Genomic DNA, 17,478 nt, shown 5'->3' with positions numbered 1-17,478 from the left:
GCGGCAGCGGCTACACAACAAAAGGTTGAACCGTGGCAACGGCAGACGGTCAAGTGATTTATCAGCGATATCAAGGCGTTCGTCGCCATCGCCGATCACCTGGACCCATATGTGCGAGGGCATTGTTTGTCGACCTCATCTGCGTTGCTCAGCGAAAAAGCCGCCACTGGCGTCGAAGGCCTGGACGATATTCTCTCTGGAGGATTATCACGCAGCCATGTATTCCTGCTGGAAGGCGAACCCGGCACCGGCAAGACCACCGTGGCCTTGCATTTTCTGCGTGCCGGCGCCCTGGCCGGTGAGCGCTGCCTGTACATCACCCTCTCGGAAACCGAGCGCGAACTGCGCCAGGGCGCCCAGTCCCACGGCTGGCAGCTGGACCACAACATCCACATCTTCGAGCTGACCCCACCGGAAAGCCTGCTCAACGCCGAGCACCAGCAAAGCCTGCTGTATTCCTCGGACCTGGAGCTGGGGGAAGCCACCCGGCAGATCTTCGACGTGGTGGAACGGGTCAAGCCGACGCGGGTGGTGCTCGACAGCCTCTCGGAAATCCGCCTGCTGGCCCAGAGTTCCCTGCGCTACCGGCGACAGATCCTGGCGATCAAGCACTACTTCGTGCGCTATGACGCCACCGTGCTGCTCCTGGACGACCTGACCACCGAATCCCTGGACAAGACCGTGCACAGCGTGGCCCACGGGGTGATCCGCCTGGAAGAGCTGACCCCCAGCTACGGCGCCGAGCGCCGGCGCGTCCGGGTGGTGAAATACCGTGGCCAGAAGTACCGCGGCGGCTTCCATGATTTCACCATCATGGGCGACGGGGTCCATGTCTTCCCAAGGCTGGTGGCTGCCGAACACCGGGGCCGCAACGAGCGCCTGACCCTGACAAGCGGCATTGCGGAAATGGACGCGCTCCTGGGAGGCGGCATCGAAAGCGGTTCCAGCACCCTGATCCTCGGCCCCGCCGGTACCGGCAAATCGCTTATTTCGATGATCTTCGCCGCGGCCGCCGTGGCCCGGGGCGAGAAAGCCGCGCTGTTCATCTTCGACGAAGAGCTGGGGCTGCTGTTGGAACGCATGCGCAACATGGGCATCGACCTGGAGGCCCTGCAAGCCACCGGCAATCTGGTGATCGAGCAAGTGGACGCCGCAGAACTGTCCCCGGGGGAACTGTCCTACCGGGTCCGGCGCTGTGTCGACCAACAACGGATCAAGACCGTGGTGATCGACAGCATCAACGGCTACCAGGCGGCCATGCCCGAGGAAAACGCCCTGGTGCTGCACATGCACGAACTGCTGCTGTACCTCAATCGCCAGGGCGCCGCGACCTTCATGACCGTGGCCCAGCACGGCCTGGTGGGCGACATGCAGGCCCCGGTGGACATCACCTACCTGGCGGACACCGTGGTCCTGCTGCGCTACTTCGAGGCCCTGGGCAAGGTGCGTCGGGCCATCTCCATCATCAAGAAACGCACCGGCAGCCACGAGTCCACCATCCGTGAATACCGCATCGGCGCTCGCGGGCTGACCATCGGCGAACCCCTGGAAGCCTTCCAGGGCGTACTGCGCGGCGTGCCCACCTACCTGGGCGAAAGCAAACCGCTGCTTCGGGACGAGGGGCGATGACCCAGGACCTGGCATTTTCCGAACGCGCCCTGGTGCTTACGCCCCACGGCCGTGACAGCCAGCTGGCGCAGATGATGCTCAACGAGGCGGGATTTCGCAGCCTGATCTGCCCGGATCTGCCGGTCCTGTGCGCAGAGCTGGAGCACGGTGCCGGGCTGGTGATCATCGCCGCCGAGGCTTTGCGCGGGGTCGACCTGGCCCCCCTGCTGCGCCATCTGCAACAACAACCGGCCTGGTCCGACCTGCCCATCGTGCTGCTGACCCAGCACGGCGGTCCGGAGCAGAACCCGGCCTCAGGCTTCAGCGTGCCCCTGGGCAACGTCAGCTTCCTCGAACGGCCCTTCCATCCGGCCACTCTGATCAGCCTGGTCAGCGCCGCCCTGCGCGGACGCCGTCGCCAATACGAAGCCCGGGACCGGCTGATCGACCTGAGCCAGAGCGAACTGCGCCTGCAATGCACCCTGGAAACCCTGGAACAGCAGGTGCAAGAGCGCACGGCGCAACTGCGGCACAACGAGGAAGCCCTGCGCCAGTCGCAAAAGATGGAAGCCGTGGGCCAGCTCACTGGCGGCATCGCCCATGACTTCAACAACATGCTCACCGGCATCATCGGCAGCCTGGAGCTGCTGCGCCGGCGCCTGGCCCGGGGCCGCACCGAAGACCTGGACCGACTGATCGACCTGGGGGTCACCTCGGCCAATCGCGCCGCCGGCCTGACCCATCGCCTGCTGGCCTTCTCCCGGCGCCAGTCGCTGGACTCCAAGCCAGTGGAAATGAATGCCCTGGTGACGTCCATGGGCGAACTGCTGCAACGCAGCCTCAGCGAAAGCATCCAGCTGGACATGCAGCTGTGCCCGCAACTGTGGATCGCCGAGGCCGACCCCAACCAGCTGGAAAGCGCCCTGCTCAATCTGGTCCTCAACGCCCGGGATGCCATGCCCAATGGCGGCCGGCTGCTGGTGGAAACCCTCAATCAGCACCTGGGCCCGGACTTCACCCAGGCCCACGACAACCTCGAACCCGGCGACTACGTGCTGCTGCGAGTCAGCGACAACGGCTGCGGCATGCCCGACGCCATCATCCATCGGGTGTTCGACCCCTTCTTCACCACCAAGCCCATCGGCCAGGGCACCGGGCTCGGGCTGTCGATGATCTATGGCTTCAGCAAGCAGTCCCACGGCCACGTGTCCCTCAACAGCACACTGGGCCGGGGCACCGAGGTCAGCCTGTACCTGCCGCGCTATCGGGGCAGTGCGGAGCTGCATGAACAGCCGCTGGAGCACCAGTCGGGCACCGCACAGAACGGCGAGACGGTGCTGATCGTCGAGGATGATCCGGCGGTCCGGGTGCTGGTCAGCGCGGTACTCGGCGAGCTGGGCTACGCCTTTGTCGAAGCCGGCGACGCCCGCAGCGCCATGCCGATCCTCGATTCGGGGCAACGCATCGACCTATTGATCAGCGATGTGGGCTTGCCGGGCATGAACGGCCGGCAACTGGCGGAGATCGGGCGGCAGATCCGCCCGCAACTGAAAGTCCTGTTCATCACCGGCTACGCCGAGCACGCTGCCGCCCGGGGCGGCTTCCTCGACCCCGGCATGCAACTGATCACCAAGCCCTTCACCTTCGACCTGCTGACCGCCAAGGTGCAGGAGATGATCCGCGACTGAGGACCGGCTCAAGCCAGCAGTTGCTGGATCTGCTCCTGCAGGCTGTTGAGGTCGAAGGGCTTGGCCAGGATCGGTGCCTTGCGGGTGATGGGGCTGCCGCACTCGAGGATTTCGTTGGGATAGCCGCTGATGAAAATCACCTTGAGGTCCGGGCGCAGCTTCACTGCCGGCTCAGCGATCATCACCCCGGTAATGCCGCCGGGCAGCCGGTAGTCGGTGATCATCACATCCAGGTGCGGCTTGCTGGCCAGGATCTCGAACGCCTGCTCGCCATTTTCCGCCTGGAGTACCCGGTAGCCCAGGCCCGACAGATAGTCGGCCAGCAGCATCAGGATGACGGGTTCATCTTCGACGATCAGTACGACGTCTTGTGCATCTTCACTCATGGAAAACCTTTGCTCGATCAATTGCTGCTGTTACGACCATTGGGTCACGCAGAGGTTGCGTGAGCATTACGCTTTTAGTCATTCGTCGGTCGTCGACAAGGGCAGGCTCACGCGAAACAGCGCGCCCTCGCCAATCCGGCTTTCAACACTGATGGTGCCGCCATGGGCAGTGACGATCTGCTCGGAAATAAACAGCCCAAGCCCAAGGCCCGCCGCCACGTGGCTGGCGCTGACCCGCTCGAACTGCTGGAAAATTCGCTTCTGGTTCTCTTCGCTGATGCCAATCCCATGATCGCGCACCTCGACCCGGGCCTCGCCGTCCTGGGCATAGACCCGGACTTGGATGGGGCTCTTGGCGCCGTAGCGCAAGGCATTGGTCAGCAGATTGGAAATCACCTGTTCGATGCGGAATTCGTCCCAGTGGCCTTGCAACGGCTGCTCGGCTTCCAGGCTCAGGGACGATTGCGCAGCTTCCACCTGGGGCGCGAAGTTTTCCACCAACCCGCGTACCAACTGCGCCAGGTCAAACCGGGACGGGCGAATCGACAGCTTGCCAGTGCGAATCCGCGAGATGTCCAGCATGTCTTCGATCAGGCGGATCAGGCTTTTGATCTGGCGCTCGTCGCGATCCACCATGGCGTGCATCTTGTCCAGGCTGAAGGCGGCAGCGTTCTCCCGGGCCAGGTGCATCTTGCGCAGCTGGGTTTCCAGGATCAGGCCATTGAGGGGCGTGCGCACTTCATGGGCGACGATGGACATGAAGTCATCGCGCATGCGCACCGCCTGCTCCAGCTCGTTCTGGGTGGCCTGAAGCTTGTTGAGCAACGCCTCCTGCTCACGCCGGCTCTGCTCCAGGGCCTCGACCTGCTGCTTCATGGCCTTGCTCTGGCGGTACAGGTCGACGAACACATTGACCTTGCTCTTCACCGCGTGGATGTCCAGGGGCTTGTGCAGGAAGTCCACCGCCCCGCTCTCGTAGCCCTTGAAGGCGTAGTTGAGCTCGCGTCCGGCAGCACTGACGAAAACGATGGGGATGTGCTTGGTCTTCTCGGTGCCGCGCATCAACTCGGCCAGCTCGAAGCCATTCATGCCCGGCATCTGTACATCGAGGATGGCCATGGCGAACTCATGCTGGAGCAGCAGCGACAAGGCCTCGTCGGCCGACAGCGCCTTGTACACCAGGCGGTCCTCGCGCTTGATCAGCGCTTCCAGGGCCAGCAGGTTCTCCGGCAGATCGTCGACGATCAGCAGCTTGGCTTGAATAGTACTTAACATGAGGTTCGTTCCAGCTCGGCAAGCAGACGGCTGATGCCGCGCAAAGGGAGAATGTAATCCGGTTGCTGCAGGGCCAGGGCCGCTTCCGGCATGGTCGCGACCTGGGCTTCGCGGGGGTCCTGGACAATGGTCAGGCCGCCCTGGCGCTTGATCTGCGCCAACCCCCAGGCGCCGTCCTGGTTGGCCCCGGTCAGCAGCACGGCGGCCAGGCTATTGCCGTAGGCATCAGCCGCGGATTCGAACAGGTAGTCGATGGCGGGACGGGAATGGTGCAGCCGCTCCTCCTGGCTCAGGGACAGGCTGCGGTCCTGCTCCACCGACAAGTGATAACCGGGGGCAGCGAAGTACAAGGTACCGGGGACGATCTGCTCCTTGTCCTCAGCCTCCTTCACCGATAGCGCCAGGCGCCGGTCGAAGATGTCCGCCAACTGGCTGCGACGCTCGTCCGGCAGATGCAGGACCACGATCACCGGCAGGCGAAAGTCCTGGGGAAAGTCACTGAACAGATTCAACAACGCCTCCACGCCACCGGCGGATGCGCCCACCACAACGGCCTCGACCCGTGGCCAGAGGTTGTGTCCGGCAGTCTGCTGGTTCATGTCTTGCGGTAGATCCGTTCTTGTTTGACCAAGGGTTCGAAGTGCTTGCCGTAGGCAGAAAAGTCCAGGGTCTCCTTGCTGCCCAGCACCAGGAAACCCCGGTGGCAGAGCGACTCATGGAACAGTCCGAAGGCCCGATCCTGCAATTTTTTATTGAAGTAAATCAATACGTTACGGCATGAAATCAATTGAGTTTCAGAGAATACGCTGTCGGTCGCCAGGCTGTGGTCGGCGAAGGTCACGTTCTCCCGCAGGCTCTTGTCGAAGATCGCGTAGTCGTAGGCTGCGGTGTAGTAGTCGGCAAAGGAACGCTGGCCGCCGGCCTGCTGGTAGTTGTGGGTGTAGGCCCGCACGTTCTCCAGGGAGAAGATGCCTTGCTTGGCCTTCTCCAGGGAGCTGGGATTGATGTCCGTGGCATAGATGATGGTGCGTTCCAGCAGCCCTTCTTCGCGCAGCAGGATGGCCATGGAATAGACCTCTTCCCCGGTGCTGCAGCCGGCGATCCAGATCTTGATCGACGGGTAGGTCTTGAGCAGCGGCACCACCTCCTGGCGGATCGCCAGGAAGTGCGACGGGTCGCGAAACATCTCGCTCACCGGAATGGTCAGGAACTGCAGCAATTGCATGAACGCCGTCGGGTCGTGCAGCACCCGCTCCTGCAGCGCGGAAATGGTCTTGCACTCGAACTGACGCAAAGCGTGGTTGACCCGGCGCTTGATCGAAGCACCGGAGTAGTCGCGGAAGTCGTAGCTGTATTTGAGATAAATAGCTTCGATCAGCAAACGCAGTTCGATCTCGGTATTACGCTCCACTAAATTCTTTCCATCTTCGGCAGCCATACGCGGATAAGGGAAAACAGCCGGTCCAGATCGATCGGCTTGGCCAGGTAGTCGTTGGAGCCGGCCTGCAGGCAGCGCTCCTGATCATCCTTCATGGCCTTGGCGGTCACGGCGATGATGGGCAGCTTGCGCCAGCGCGGGTCCTTGCGGATCTGCACCGTGGCTTCGAAACCGTCCATCTCCGGCATCATCACGTCCATAAGCACCAGGTCGATATCCTCGACTTCATTGAGTCTGGCGATGGCCTCATGGCCGTTACGGCCGATCACCACCACCGCGCCCTTGTGTTCCAGGGCGCTGGTCAAGGCAAAGATGTTGCGCACGTCATCATCCACCAGGAGGATCTTGCGCCCCTCGAAGACCTTGTCGCGGCTGCGGGCGGTCTTGAGCATCTTCTGCCGCTCATGGGACAACTGGGATTCGACTTTGTGCAGAAACAACGTCACTTCATCCAGCAGGCGCTCCGGCGAGCGGGCGCCCTTGATGATGATCGAACGGGAATACTTGCGCAGCTCGGTCTCTTCATCTCGGGTCAGGTTGCGCCCGGTATAGACGATCACCGGCGGGAAGGAGCAGATGTCCTCGGTGGACATGCGCTTGAGCAGGTCGTTGCCGAGCATGTCCGGCAGCTTGAGGTCGATGACCATGCAGTCGTAGACATTCTCGCGCAGCAGGTCCAGGGCATCCTGGGCCAGGCCCACGGCGGTGATCTCGATATCGTCGTCGCCGATCAGCCGGGCAATGCTGTCGCGTTGCAGGTCGTCGTCCTCCACCAGCAGCACGCGCTTGACCTTCTGCGTCAGCTTGGCTTCCAGGCGGGCGAAGACGTCCTTGAGCTCCTCGCGGGTGGTGGGTTTCACCGCGTAGCCCACGGCGCCCATGTGCATGGCCGCTTCCACCCGGTCTTCCACCGAGATCACGTGCACCGGGATGTGCCGGGTCTGGGCATGTTCCTTGAGGCGTTGGAGCACGGTCAGGCCGGAATGGTCGGGCAGGCGCATGTCCAGCAGGATGGCGTCCGGGATGTACTGCTCGGCCAGGCTGTAGCCCTCATCGGCGCCATGGGCCACCAGGCAGTGGTAACCCAGTTCGTGGGCCAGATCGAAGAGGATATGCGCAAAATTCGGCTCATCTTCCACCACCAGGATGCAGCGGCTGCTGAATGGGGCCTTGTCCCGGTCATCGGCAAAGCGCGGGATCTCACTGCCAGGCACTTCAGCCACCGGCAACGGCGCACTGGGTGCAACAGGCGCCGCCACCGGCATCATTGCAGGTGCTGGCGCCAGCACCGGCTCGGCCGCCTCGCTGTACTGCTCTGGCAGCACCAGCGTGAAAATGCTGCCCTGCCCCGGCTCACTGCTGACGCTGATGGAGCCCCCCAGCAAGGTCGCCAGATCCCGGGAGATCGACAGCCCCAGGCCAGTGCCGCCATAACGCCGGTTGGTGGTGCCGTCGGCCTGGCGGAAGGCTTCGAAAATGCTTTCCTGCTGGTCCTGGGCGATGCCGATCCCCGAATCCTGCACGACAAAGGCGATACCGCCCCCCGGCTGAGCACCAACGCTCAGGCTGACCTGGCCCCTTTCGGTGAACTTGACCGCGTTGGACAGCAGGTTCTTGAGTATCTGTTCGACCCGCTGGCGATCCGTGAACAGCCTCTGTGGCGCCCCCGGTTGCAGCTCCACCTTGAAGGCCAGGCCCTTGTCCGCGGTCAACGGCTGGAACAGGCTGCGCAAGCCGTCCACCAGGCGTGGCACGCTGGCATTTTCCGGACGCACTTCGAGCTTGCCCGCCTCGACCTTGGAGATATCCAGGATGTCATTGATCAGGTTCAGCAGGTCGTTGCCGGCGGAATAGATCGACTCGGCGAACTTGACCTGCTCGGCAGTGAGGTTCTCCTGGGGGTTTTCCGCCAGCAACTTGGCCAGGATCAACGAACTGTTGAGCGGTGTGCGCAGTTCGTGGGACATGTTGGCGAGGAATTCGGACTTGTACTTGCTGGAGCGCTGCAGTTCTTCGGCGCGCTCTTCAAGCTGGGTCTGCGCCTCGTTCAACTCGCTGTTCTTGCGGTCCATGGCGTCGCGCTGCTCGGCGAGGATCTGCGCCTGCTCGGCCAGCTGTTCGTTGGTCTGTTCCAGTTCCACCTGCTGCGTTTCCAGGTGCACCTGGGACTCCTTGAGAATCCGCGACTGCTCCTCCAACTCCTCGTTGGCGGTCTTCAATTCTTCCTGCTGCACCTGCAACTCTTCGTTGAGCTGCTGGGTTTCGGCCAGCACTTCCTGAAGGCGCTGGCGGTAGCGCGCGGCTTCGATGGAGGTGCCGATATTGCCGGCAATCAGCTCCAGCAACTCCACATCGCGATCGCTCAGCGCCCGCAGGAAGCCCAGCTCGATCACGCCATTGACCCGGTCGTCATCACGGGTCGGCACCACCAGCACGCTGCGCGGCGCGCCCTCGCCCAGGCCGGAGCTGACCTTGAAGTAATCCACCGGCACATCGTCCAGGCGGATCAGGCGCTTGTGCTGCGCGGCCTGGCCCACCAGGCCCTCATCGCCATACAGCGACTGCTCTTGCTGCTCCAGCTCACGGGAAAATCCATAAGAAGCCACACGCTTGAGGCCGCCGTGATCTTCACGGACATACAGCGCCGCCACCGGTGTCCCCAGGTAATGGGCGCAGAACTGGAGGATATTGCGCCCCAGCAGGTTCAGGGTCAGTTGGCCGAGCATCTGTTCGGCCAGTTCGGTCTGGCCGTTGCGCAGCCAGGCCTGCTGTTCCAGGCGCCGGGCGCTGTTTTCCTGGGCCTCGAGGTTGTCGCTGTAGCTTTTGGACAGCGCCAGCAGATCCCGACGCCCGACATAGGCCAGCAAGCCGCTGATGCCCACCACGAACAACAGGTACAGGATCACGCTGAAAATGGTGGTGCGGCTGACGCTCTCATTACGCTCCAGGCGCAACTGCTGCTCCATGCCCACCGCATCCTCGTATTCCTTGCGGATCTCGTCGGTCAGGCGCTTGCCCCGCCCGGCCTGCACCGCGCCACGGTAGTCGCCGTTCTGCCGACGCAGCTCGATCATGCTCAGGGAGAAGTTGTTCCACTCCAGCTGCAGGGCTTCCAGGCGCTTGAGGCGGTCGACCTGCTGCGGGTTGTCGGCGACCAGATCACGCAGCCCATTGAGCTCGCTGAGGATGCGTGGCTTGGCCACTTCATAAGGGTCGAGGAAATGCTCATCGCCGGTGATCAGGAACCCGCGCATGCCGGTTTCCAGGTCGATGGTCAGGCGCGCCGCCTCGTTGAGATTGTTGATCACCCGGTCAGTGTGCTGCACCCACTGGATGACCGAGAGCAGGTAGGTGATCAGGGACACGAAAAAAACCGCGCTGAGCACGCCTACACCGAGGGGCAGGCTGATGTTGCGGGTCAGCAGCTTGCGAAAACTCTGTTCATCAACCGATGACGGACGGATCATTTGATGGACCTTGGCGCAGGAAAAAAAACGAAGTTTGCCCCACATTCGGCCATCGCAGCTATTTTTTATAACCCATGGGTTCACAACTGCGATTGGACCTGCCCTGGGACAAGGGAAGCGGTTATTCTTGCCGGCGCTTGTACAACAGCATTTTTCTGTACAGCTTCGGGAACTTGTGGCCAGTCGCCACTTACTGATGCACAGGGCCGCCTGTCGCAGCGCCCCGTACCACCCATTTCTTGAGAGAGTCCCTATGCCCGCCAGCGTCTCCACCATCCTAGTCGTCGAAGACGATGCCATCGTGCGCATGCTGATTGTCGATGTTCTCGAAGAGCTCGAATTCAGCGTCCTGGAGGCTGATGGCAGTGACGCCGCGCTGAGCCTGCTGGAAAACCCGCAACAGACCATCGACCTGCTGATGACCGATGTCGGCCTGCCCGGCATGAACGGCCGTGAACTGGCCGAACGCGCCCGGCAACTGCGTCCGCACCTGCCGGTGCTGTTTGCCAGCGGCTATGCCGAGTCCATCGACGTGCCTGCCGGCATGTCGGTGATCGGCAAGCCCTTCTCCATCGACCAGTTGCGGGACAAGGTGCGCAGCATCCTCGGTTGAGCCCGGCAGCGGCCTGATCCGCCGCTGACGTGCTGTGGTTTAATGGCGGCCTTTTTTTGCCCTTGCCTGCCAGGAATCGCCCCTCATGAGTCCCACCGCCGCAACCAAAGTCCTGATCATTGGTTACGTCTGGCCCGAACCCCGCTCCTCCGCCGCCGGCGGGCACATGATGCAGATCCTCCAGAGTTTCCTCGACCAGGGCTGGGAGCTGACCTTCAGCAGCCCGGCCAAAGAGGGCGAACACAAGGAGGACCTGACGGCCCTGGGTATCCGCGAATGCCCGATCGAGCTCAACAACAGCAGTTTTGACCGCTTTGTCGCCGAACTGGCCCCGGACATCGTGCTGTTCGACCAGTTCATGATGGAAGAACAGTTCGGCTGGCGGGTCGAGCAACACTGCCCGAATGCCCTGCGGGTCCTGGAAACCTCGGATTTGCAATGCCTGCGCCATGCCCGGCATCAGCGCCTCAAGGACCACCTCAAGGCCTGCGCCGACGAAGATGACTTCAGTGCCCTGTTCACCCAGGCAGCGACAGAAGAATTCCAGCACATGGCCGACACCGACCTGGCCAAGCGCGAGATCGCCGCCATCTACCGCTGCGACCTGAGCCTGATGATCTCCGAGGTGGAGATCGAGCTGCTGGTGCAGCAGTTCCGCCTGCCTCCGGCGCTGCTGCACTGGTGCCCCTTGATGCTGGAACAACTGCCGCAGGACTTCCCGCCCTTCGAACAGCGGGCGCACTTCCTCAGCATCGGCAATTTCCGCCACGCGCCGAACTGGGACGCCGTGCTCTGGATGAAAAACCGCGTGTGGCCGCTGATCCGCCAGCAACTGCCTGGCGCGCAACTGCACCTGTACGGCGCCTACACCCCGCCCAAGGCGGCAGCCCTGCACAACCCGGCCCAGGGCTTTTACATCATGAACTGGGCGCAAGACGCGCTGCAGGTGATGAGCGCCGCGCGGATCTGCCTGGCCCCCCTGCGTTTTGGCGCCGGGATCAAGGGCAAGCTGCTGGACGCCATGCTCTGCGGCACGCCCAGCGTCACCACGCCGGTGGGCAGCGAATCCATGTCCCAGGATGGCCTGCCCTGGCCGGGCGCGGTGGCCGAATCGGCCAGCGCCCTGGCGACCGCGGCCGTGCGCCTGTACCAGGACCAACAGTTGTGGGAACAGGCCCAGACCGATGGCCGGCGGTTGCTTGAAGCGCGCTACCGCCAGCAAGTCCACGGCCCGGCCCTGATCCAGCGCCTGCAAGACTGCCGCCAGCACCTGGAGCAGTTGCGCCGGGACAACTTCACCGGCGCCATGCTGCGACACCACCATCACAAGAGCACCCAATACATGGCGCAATGGATCGAAGCCAAGAACCGCCCTGCCCCATGACCCCCTGCTCCTACGGGCGAGACACGCAAACTCCCTGTAGGAGTCGGCTTGCCGGCGAAGAGGCCCGCAAGCCCTGCATCGCCCTCAAGGACCTCTTCGCTGGCAAGCCAGCTCCTACTGGTGCGCGGGCGGGGCACAAGGCATTATCAGCGCGGCCAACAACAAGAACAGTCCCGCGCCATGAGTCGAACCGGCAAGATCAGCGACCCCTCCTACGAGTTGATGGACGACCATAACGGCCTGTCGATCATCTATCGCCAGCACGGCTTCCCCTGCCCCCTGGTGCGCTGGCACTTCCACAAGGAATACGAACTGCACCTGATCGTCGCCAGCTCCGGCAAGGTGTTCATCGGCGACTACATTGGCAACTTCTATCCGCAGACGCTGTTCCTGACCGGCCCCAACCTGCCCCACAACTGGATCAGCCAGGTGGCCGAGGACGAGGTCGTGGCCAAGCGCGACATGCTGGTGAACTTCACCGACGAACTGTTCGACAGCGGCAGCCAGGTGTTCACCGAACTGAAGAACCTCAGCCCGCTGCTGGAGCGGGCGCAATACGGTATCGAGTTCCGCTGCAAGCACACCATCGCCCAGGCCCTGCCCCTGATGCAGCGCATTGCCGATTCCAGCGGCATCACCCGCCTCGGCCACTTTTTCATCCTCATGGAACTGCTGGCGGCCTGCGACGACTATCAACTGCTGTCCGGCGCCACCCACGTGCAACTGGCGGACGAACACAGTGTCGACCGCACCAACCGTGCCGTGGACTACATCTTTGCCCACTACGCCCGAGAGCTGCCCCTGGAGGAAGTGGCCCAGTACCTGGGGATGAAGCCCACCTACTTCTCCCGGGTGTTCAAACAGGCCACGGGGCGCTGCTTCATCGAGTTCGTCAATCGCCTGCGGATCAGCAAATCCTGCGAACTGCTGGCCGATGGCGACAAACCGGTGACCGACGTGTGCTTCGAGTCGGGATTCAACAACATCTCCAACTTCAATCGCCGCTTCCAGCAACTCAAGGGCATGACCCCTTCCCATTACCGCCGCCTGGCGGTGCAACGCCTGACCGAGCAGAACCTGGGCTGATCGCCCCGCCCCGTAGCAGTTGGCTTGCCAGCGAGGGCGGTCCAACGTCCTGCGCAGGGCTCAGGGGCCTCTTCGCCGGCAAGCCGGCTCCTACAGAGCGCGAACACTGGTAAATAAACCTCGTTCAGCCTAGGTTCAGCAGATGTCAATGATCTTCATTTGGCAATGAGTATCATTATGTTACAAGTTAGCTCCCTACCCATTGCCCCGCCGGTGCTGAATGCTTGTTCCATTTCTGATCATGCTGCGCGAAGGGATTGAAGCCGCGCTTATCGTTGGCATCATCGCCAGCTACCTGAAGCAGACCGGCCGTGGCCAGTGGATGCCCGCGGTGTGGATCGGAGTGTTTCTCGCCGCGGCCCTGGCCCTGCTGGTGGGCGGCGGCCTGGAGCTGATGAGCGCCGAATTCCCGCAAAAGCAGCAGGAACTCTTCGAGGGCATCGTCGGCCTGGTGGCCGTAGGCATTCTCAGTTCCATGGTGTTCTGGATGCGCAAGGTGGCGCGCTCGATCAAGCACTCCCTGCAAGCCTCCCTGGACCAGGCCCTGGCCGGCTCCCGGCATCAGATCACGGCGCTGATCGCCATGGTGTTCTTCGCCGTCGCCCGGGAAGGCCTGGAAACCGTGTTCTTCCTGCTGGCGGTGTTCCAGCAGAGCGAAGGCCCGGGCGCGCCGCTCGGCGCCCTGCTGGGGCTGATCGTGGCGATCATCGTCGGTTTCCTGATCTATACCGGCAGCATGCGCCTGAACCTCGCCGCCTTCTTCCGCTGGACCGGGCTGTTCATCCTGGTGGTGGCCGCCGGCATCCTCGCCAACTCGGTGCAGGCCCTGCATGAAGCCGGGGTCTGGAACCACCTGCAGAGCGTGCTCTTCGATGTCAGCGCCAGCCTGCCCATGGATGGCCCTTTGGGCTCGGTGCTGGCCGGCATGTTCGGCTACCAGGACGCCCCCACCCTCAGCACCTTAGGCGCCTATGTGCTGTACCTGGGCGTGACCCTGGTGCTGTTCTTCCTGCCCGGTGGCGCCCCGGCCAAGGCGCCCGGCTCAGCATCTTCCGTTTCCAGTCAGTAAGGCTCCCTCAATGACCCAGCAAGCCTCTCCCCAGGCCTCGCCGCCCCGCGCCCTGCGCTGGGCGGTTGCCGGCTCGGTGATCGTCATGATCGCCGCCGGCGGGCTGTTCTATTACGCCTCGCAACGGGCCGCCAGCAAGCGCCAGGCCCACCAGGGCGAAATCACCGTGACCCTCCATCCCCACAGCTGTGAGCCCAACGCGCTGACGGTGCCGGCAGGCCACGCCAGCTTTCGCATCGTCAACCGCTCGGACCGAGCCGTGGAATGGGAAATCCTCGATGGCGTGCTGGTGGTCGAGGAGCGGGAGAACATCGCTCCGGGCCTAAGCCAGGTGATCAACGCCACCCTGCAACCGGGCGACTACGCCATCACGTGCGGGTTGCTGAGCAACCCGCGCGGCACCCTGCACGTGACCCCGACCGCGCAGTCCGAGGCCCAGGCCAAGGCCCGGCCTTCGATGGTGGCCTTTATCGGCCCACTGGCGGAATTCCGGGTTTACCTGAGCACCCAAGGCGGTGCCCTGATCAAGGCGGTGAACGCTCTGCAACAGGCCATCGATGCCGGTGACCTGAAGCAGGCACAAGCCCTGTACCTGCCGGCCCGCGCCGCCTACCAGCAACTGGCCCCGGCCGCCCAGCGCCTGGCCGCGCTGGACAACGCCATCAACGCCCGCGCCGACTATTTCGAACAGCGGGAACAGGACCCGGGCTTCAGTGGCTTCCACCGCCTGGAATACGGCCTGTTCCAGAAACGCGACCTGGCCGGCCTGGCTCCGGTCGCGAAGCAGCTGTCCAGCAACGTCTCGCGCCTCAAGGAGCAACTGCTGGCCCAAACCCTGGCGCCGGAACAACTGGTGAGCATCGTCGCACGCAACCTGCGCAGCCTTGCCGACCAGCGGGCCAGCAGCGGCGAGGAAGAGCGCTACAGCCACAGCGACCTCAACGGCTTTGCCGCCAACCTGACAACCACCCGCAAGGTCCTCGACCTGCTGCGCCCCTTGCTGGCCAAGTCCGCTGCCCGGTTGTTGCCCCAGATCGACAACGCCACCAATGCACTGGACACCCGGCTCGCCAGCCTGCGCGACGACGCCGGCTACCTGGACTACGACAAGGTCAGCGCCGCACAACGCAAAGAGATCGCCGACAAGGCCAAGGCCCTGGCCGACGCTCTCGACGCCATCGATCCCGCACTCGGCCTCTCCGGCCTGTAACCAGACGAGTTTTCAATGAACGATTCCGATCCATCCAACCCGTGCTTTTCCGCCCAGCGCCGGCGCGTGCTGCTGGGCATGGGCGCCGCCGGAGTGGCCCTGGCCGGCAGCAGCCTGAGTGGCCCGGCCATGGCCGCCGGCGCCGCAGCCCAGGTCACCCAGGCCCCCAGCAGCGACAAGACCCAGGACCGCCACGACTACCACGGCCAGCACCAGAGCGGCATCGTCACCCCGCGCCCGACCTCGGGCATGCTGGTGTCCTTCGATGTGCTGGCCAGCGACCGCGACGACCTGGAGCGACTGTTCCGTACCCTCGACGAACGCATCGCCTTTCTCATGAGCGGCGGGCCGGTGGCCCAGGTCGACCCGAAACTGCCGCCCCTGGATTCCGGCATCCTCGGCCCGGTAGTGACCCCGGACAACCTGACCATCACCGTGTCGGTGGGCGAATCGTTGTTCGACGAACGTTTTGGCCTGGCCGCCGCCAAACCCAAGCGCCTGATCCGCATGGTGGGTTTTCCCAACGATGCCCTGGAGCCGGCCTGCTGCCATGGCGACCTGAGCCTGCAGTTCTGCTCCAACACCGCCGACACCAATATCCACGCCCTGCGCGACATCGTGAAAAACCTCCCCGACCTGCTGCTGGTGCGCTGGAAGCAGGAAGGCAGCGTGCCGCCCCAGGCGCCGGCCAAGCCCGGGGAGCCAGCGCAGAGCGCGCGCAACTTCCTGGGCTTTCGCGACGGCTCGGCCAACCCCGACTCCAATGACCAGCAAGCCATGCAGCAGATCGTCTGGGTCCAGCCCGGTAGCGACGAACCGGCCTGGGCAACCCACGGCAGCTACCAGGCGGTACGGATCATCCGCAATTTTGTCGAGCGCTGGGACCGCACCCCGCTGCAGGAGCAGGAAAGCATCATCGGCCGGGTCAAGACCACGGGCGCGCCCATGGATGGCCAGAAAGAAAGCCAGGTCCCCGACTACGCCCGTGACCCCCACGGCAAGCTGACCAAGCTCGATGCCCACATCCGCCTGGCCAACCCGCGCACCCCACAGACCCGGCAAAACCTGATCCTGCGCCGGCCGTTCAACTACTCCAATGGGGTCAACAAGAACGGCCAGCTGGACATGGGCCTGCTGTTCATCTGCTACCAGGCGGACCTGGAAAAAGGCTTTATCGCCGTCCAGACCCGCCTCAACGGCGAGCCTCTGGAGGAGTACCTCAAGCCTACCGGTGGCGGCTACTTCTTCAGCTTGCCGGGGGTCACCGGCGCCGGCGATTTCATCGGTCGCTCGTTGCTCGAAGCCACCCGACCGAACACCACCGCCTGACCCCCATGACACTTCAACCCCCACGGAAAAGTCCCATGAAAAAGTCGCCCCTCGCTGTGTTGCTGACCCTTGGCTTGCTCCACACTCCGCTGTCGGCGTTCGCCGCCGCTGCGCCCCTGGAGCTGGTGGGGCCGATCTCCGATTACAAGATCTACGTCACCGAGCAGCTCGATGAACTGGCCAGCCACACCCAAGAGTTCACCGACGCGGTGAAACAGGGCGACCTGGCCAGCGCCAGGAAGCTCTACGCACCGACTCGGGTCTACTACGAGTCGATCGAACCCATCGCCGAACTCTTCAGCGACCTGGATGCCGCCATCGACTCCCGGGTCGACGACCACGAGCAAGGCGTCAAGGCCGAAGACTTCACCGGCTTCCACCGCCTGGAATATTCGCTGTTCTCGGAAAACAGCACCGAAGGCCTGGGCGAGCTCGCCGACGGCCTGAACAAGGACGTCAAGGACCTGCAGACCCGCGTCGCCGGCCTGACCTTCCCACCGGAAAAGGTCGTGGGGGGTGCCGCCGCCCTGCTGGAGGAAGTGGCCGCGACCAAGGTCTCCGGAGAAGAAGACCGCTACAGCCACACCGACCTCTACGACTTCCAGGGCAACATCGACGGCGCAAAGAAAATCGTCGACCTGTTCCGTGGGCAGATCGCGAAACAGGACCCAGCCTTTGTCGCCAAGGTGGACAAGAACTTCGCCACGGTGAACAAGATCCTCGCCAAGTACAAAACCCCGGAGGGCGGCTTCATGACCTACGACAAGGTCAAGGAAAACGACCGCAAGGCCCTGATCGGTCCGGTCAACACCCTGGCCGAAGACCTCTCCACCCTGCGCGGCAAACTGGGCCTGAACTGAGCCCGCCCTCACCAGAGCCAGCTCATGCAGGAGTTGGCTGGTGCAGGAATTGGCTGGCCAGCCAA

The 17,478-nt window shown here is 63.5% G+C and carries 14 protein-coding genes; 9 read left to right on the top strand and 5 right to left on the bottom strand.

Going from position 1 to position 17,478, the window contains the following annotated elements; translation table 11 throughout:
• Positions 1–126: 126 nt before the first annotated feature.
• Positions 127–1,629, top strand: a complete 1,503-nt coding sequence (locus KHO49_RS28585; protein ID WP_102879594.1) for an ATPase domain-containing protein — start codon at positions 127–129, stop codon at positions 1,627–1,629.
• Positions 1,626–3,296 (top strand): response regulator, encoded by a 1,671-nt coding sequence (locus KHO49_RS28580; RefSeq protein WP_213666292.1) that lies wholly within the window; start codon positions 1,626–1,628, stop codon positions 3,294–3,296. Before KHO49_RS28585 ends, KHO49_RS28580 begins: the two co-directional genes overlap by 4 nt.
• Positions 3,297–3,304: 8 nt before the next feature.
• Here KHO49_RS28580 and KHO49_RS28575 read toward each other — a convergent pair whose 3' ends face one another.
• The 5 genes from KHO49_RS28575 to KHO49_RS28555 all read right to left on the bottom strand — a co-directional run bounded on the left by KHO49_RS28575 (position 3,305) and on the right by KHO49_RS28555 (position 9,862).
• Positions 3,305–3,682: a response regulator gene (locus tag KHO49_RS28575; RefSeq protein WP_011061530.1), complete on the bottom strand. Its 378-nt coding sequence runs from the start codon at positions 3,680–3,682 to the stop codon at positions 3,305–3,307.
• A 78-nt stretch (positions 3,683–3,760) separates the two neighbouring features.
• Complete coding sequence (locus tag KHO49_RS28570) at positions 3,761–4,957, bottom strand: hybrid sensor histidine kinase/response regulator (protein WP_102879596.1); 1,197 nt, start codon at positions 4,955–4,957, stop codon at positions 3,761–3,763.
• Positions 4,951–5,556 carry a chemotaxis protein CheB gene (locus tag KHO49_RS28565; protein ID WP_102879597.1) on the bottom strand — a complete coding sequence of 202 codons (606 nt, stop codon included), beginning with the start codon at positions 5,554–5,556 and terminating at the stop codon, positions 4,951–4,953. Before KHO49_RS28565 ends, KHO49_RS28570 begins: the two co-directional genes overlap by 7 nt.
• Positions 5,553–6,395: a CheR family methyltransferase gene (locus KHO49_RS28560; protein ID WP_222933699.1), complete on the bottom strand. Its 843-nt coding sequence runs from the start codon at positions 6,393–6,395 to the stop codon at positions 5,553–5,555. The genes KHO49_RS28565 and KHO49_RS28560 overlap by 4 nt, the downstream gene beginning before the upstream one ends.
• Positions 6,368–9,862, bottom strand: coding sequence for a response regulator (locus KHO49_RS28555; protein ID WP_102879598.1), 3,495 nt, complete (start codon positions 9,860–9,862; stop codon positions 6,368–6,370). Before KHO49_RS28555 ends, KHO49_RS28560 begins: the two co-directional genes overlap by 28 nt.
• Before the next feature lie 253 nt (positions 9,863–10,115).
• Between KHO49_RS28555 and KHO49_RS28550 the strand changes: the two genes are divergently transcribed.
• The 7 genes from KHO49_RS28550 (at position 10,116) to efeO (KHO49_RS28520) (ending at position 17,413) form a co-directional block, all read left to right on the top strand.
• Complete coding sequence (locus tag KHO49_RS28550) at positions 10,116–10,475, top strand: response regulator (protein WP_102865187.1); 360 nt, start codon at positions 10,116–10,118, stop codon at positions 10,473–10,475.
• Positions 10,476–10,560: 85 nt separating this feature from the next.
• Positions 10,561–11,859 (top strand): glycosyltransferase, encoded by a 1,299-nt coding sequence (locus tag KHO49_RS28545; protein ID WP_213666291.1) that lies wholly within the window; start codon positions 10,561–10,563, stop codon positions 11,857–11,859.
• 180 nt (positions 11,860–12,039) lie between these two features.
• On the top strand, positions 12,040–12,945 hold the full coding sequence (locus KHO49_RS28540; protein ID WP_213666290.1) for an AraC family transcriptional regulator: 906 nt from the start codon (positions 12,040–12,042) through the stop codon (positions 12,943–12,945).
• A gap of 220 nt (positions 12,946–13,165) precedes the next feature.
• Positions 13,166–14,014: an iron uptake transporter permease EfeU gene (gene efeU, locus KHO49_RS28535; RefSeq protein ID WP_213666289.1), complete on the top strand. Its 849-nt coding sequence runs from the start codon at positions 13,166–13,168 to the stop codon at positions 14,012–14,014.
• 10 nt (positions 14,015–14,024) lie between these two features.
• Positions 14,025–15,224 carry an iron uptake system protein EfeO gene (gene efeO, locus KHO49_RS28530; protein ID WP_213666288.1) on the top strand — a complete coding sequence of 400 codons (1,200 nt, stop codon included), beginning with the start codon at positions 14,025–14,027 and terminating at the stop codon, positions 15,222–15,224.
• 15 nt (positions 15,225–15,239) lie between these two features.
• Positions 15,240–16,553, top strand: a complete 1,314-nt coding sequence (gene efeB, locus KHO49_RS28525) for an iron uptake transporter deferrochelatase/peroxidase subunit (protein WP_213666287.1) — start codon at positions 15,240–15,242, stop codon at positions 16,551–16,553.
• Positions 16,554–16,588: 35 nt separating this feature from the next.
• A complete protein-coding gene (efeO, locus tag KHO49_RS28520; RefSeq protein ID WP_213666286.1) occupies positions 16,589–17,413 on the top strand; it encodes an iron uptake system protein EfeO in 825 nt (274 codons plus the stop codon).
• Positions 17,414–17,478: the final 65 nt, after the last annotated feature.

The organism is Pseudomonas sp. RC4D1 (assembly GCF_018390395.1).
In the GTDB taxonomy this organism is placed as follows: Bacteria; Pseudomonadota; Gammaproteobacteria; order Pseudomonadales; family Pseudomonadaceae; genus Aquipseudomonas; species Aquipseudomonas danubii.
The sequence above is the reverse complement of the archived record's forward strand: the minus strand, read 5'-3'. Positions and strand labels throughout refer to the sequence as shown.

Coding starts and splice junctions, on each gene's coding strand:
- KHO49_RS28555 (WP_102879598.1), bottom strand. CDS start 9,862: ATGATCCGTCCGTCATCGGTTGATGAACAGAGTTTTCGCAAGCTGCTG.
- efeO (WP_213666286.1), top strand. CDS start 16,589: ATGAAAAAGTCGCCCCTCGCTGTGTTGCTGACCCTTGGCTTGCTCCAC.
- KHO49_RS28540 (WP_213666290.1), top strand. CDS start 12,040: ATGAGTCGAACCGGCAAGATCAGCGACCCCTCCTACGAGTTGATGGAC.
- KHO49_RS28545 (WP_213666291.1), top strand. CDS start 10,561: ATGAGTCCCACCGCCGCAACCAAAGTCCTGATCATTGGTTACGTCTGG.
- efeB (WP_213666287.1), top strand. CDS start 15,240: ATGAACGATTCCGATCCATCCAACCCGTGCTTTTCCGCCCAGCGCCGG.
- KHO49_RS28570 (WP_102879596.1), bottom strand. CDS start 4,957: ATGTTAAGTACTATTCAAGCCAAGCTGCTGATCGTCGACGATCTGCCG.
- KHO49_RS28550 (WP_102865187.1), top strand. CDS start 10,116: ATGCCCGCCAGCGTCTCCACCATCCTAGTCGTCGAAGACGATGCCATC.
- efeO (WP_213666288.1), top strand. CDS start 14,025: ATGACCCAGCAAGCCTCTCCCCAGGCCTCGCCGCCCCGCGCCCTGCGC.
- efeU (WP_213666289.1), top strand. CDS start 13,166: ATGCTTGTTCCATTTCTGATCATGCTGCGCGAAGGGATTGAAGCCGCG.
- KHO49_RS28575 (WP_011061530.1), bottom strand. CDS start 3,682: ATGAGTGAAGATGCACAAGACGTCGTACTGATCGTCGAAGATGAACCC.
- KHO49_RS28565 (WP_102879597.1), bottom strand. CDS start 5,556: ATGAACCAGCAGACTGCCGGACACAACCTCTGGCCACGGGTCGAGGCC.
- KHO49_RS28580 (WP_213666292.1), top strand. CDS start 1,626: ATGACCCAGGACCTGGCATTTTCCGAACGCGCCCTGGTGCTTACGCCC.
- KHO49_RS28560 (WP_222933699.1), bottom strand. CDS start 6,395: ATGGCTGCCGAAGATGGAAAGAATTTAGTGGAGCGTAATACCGAGATC.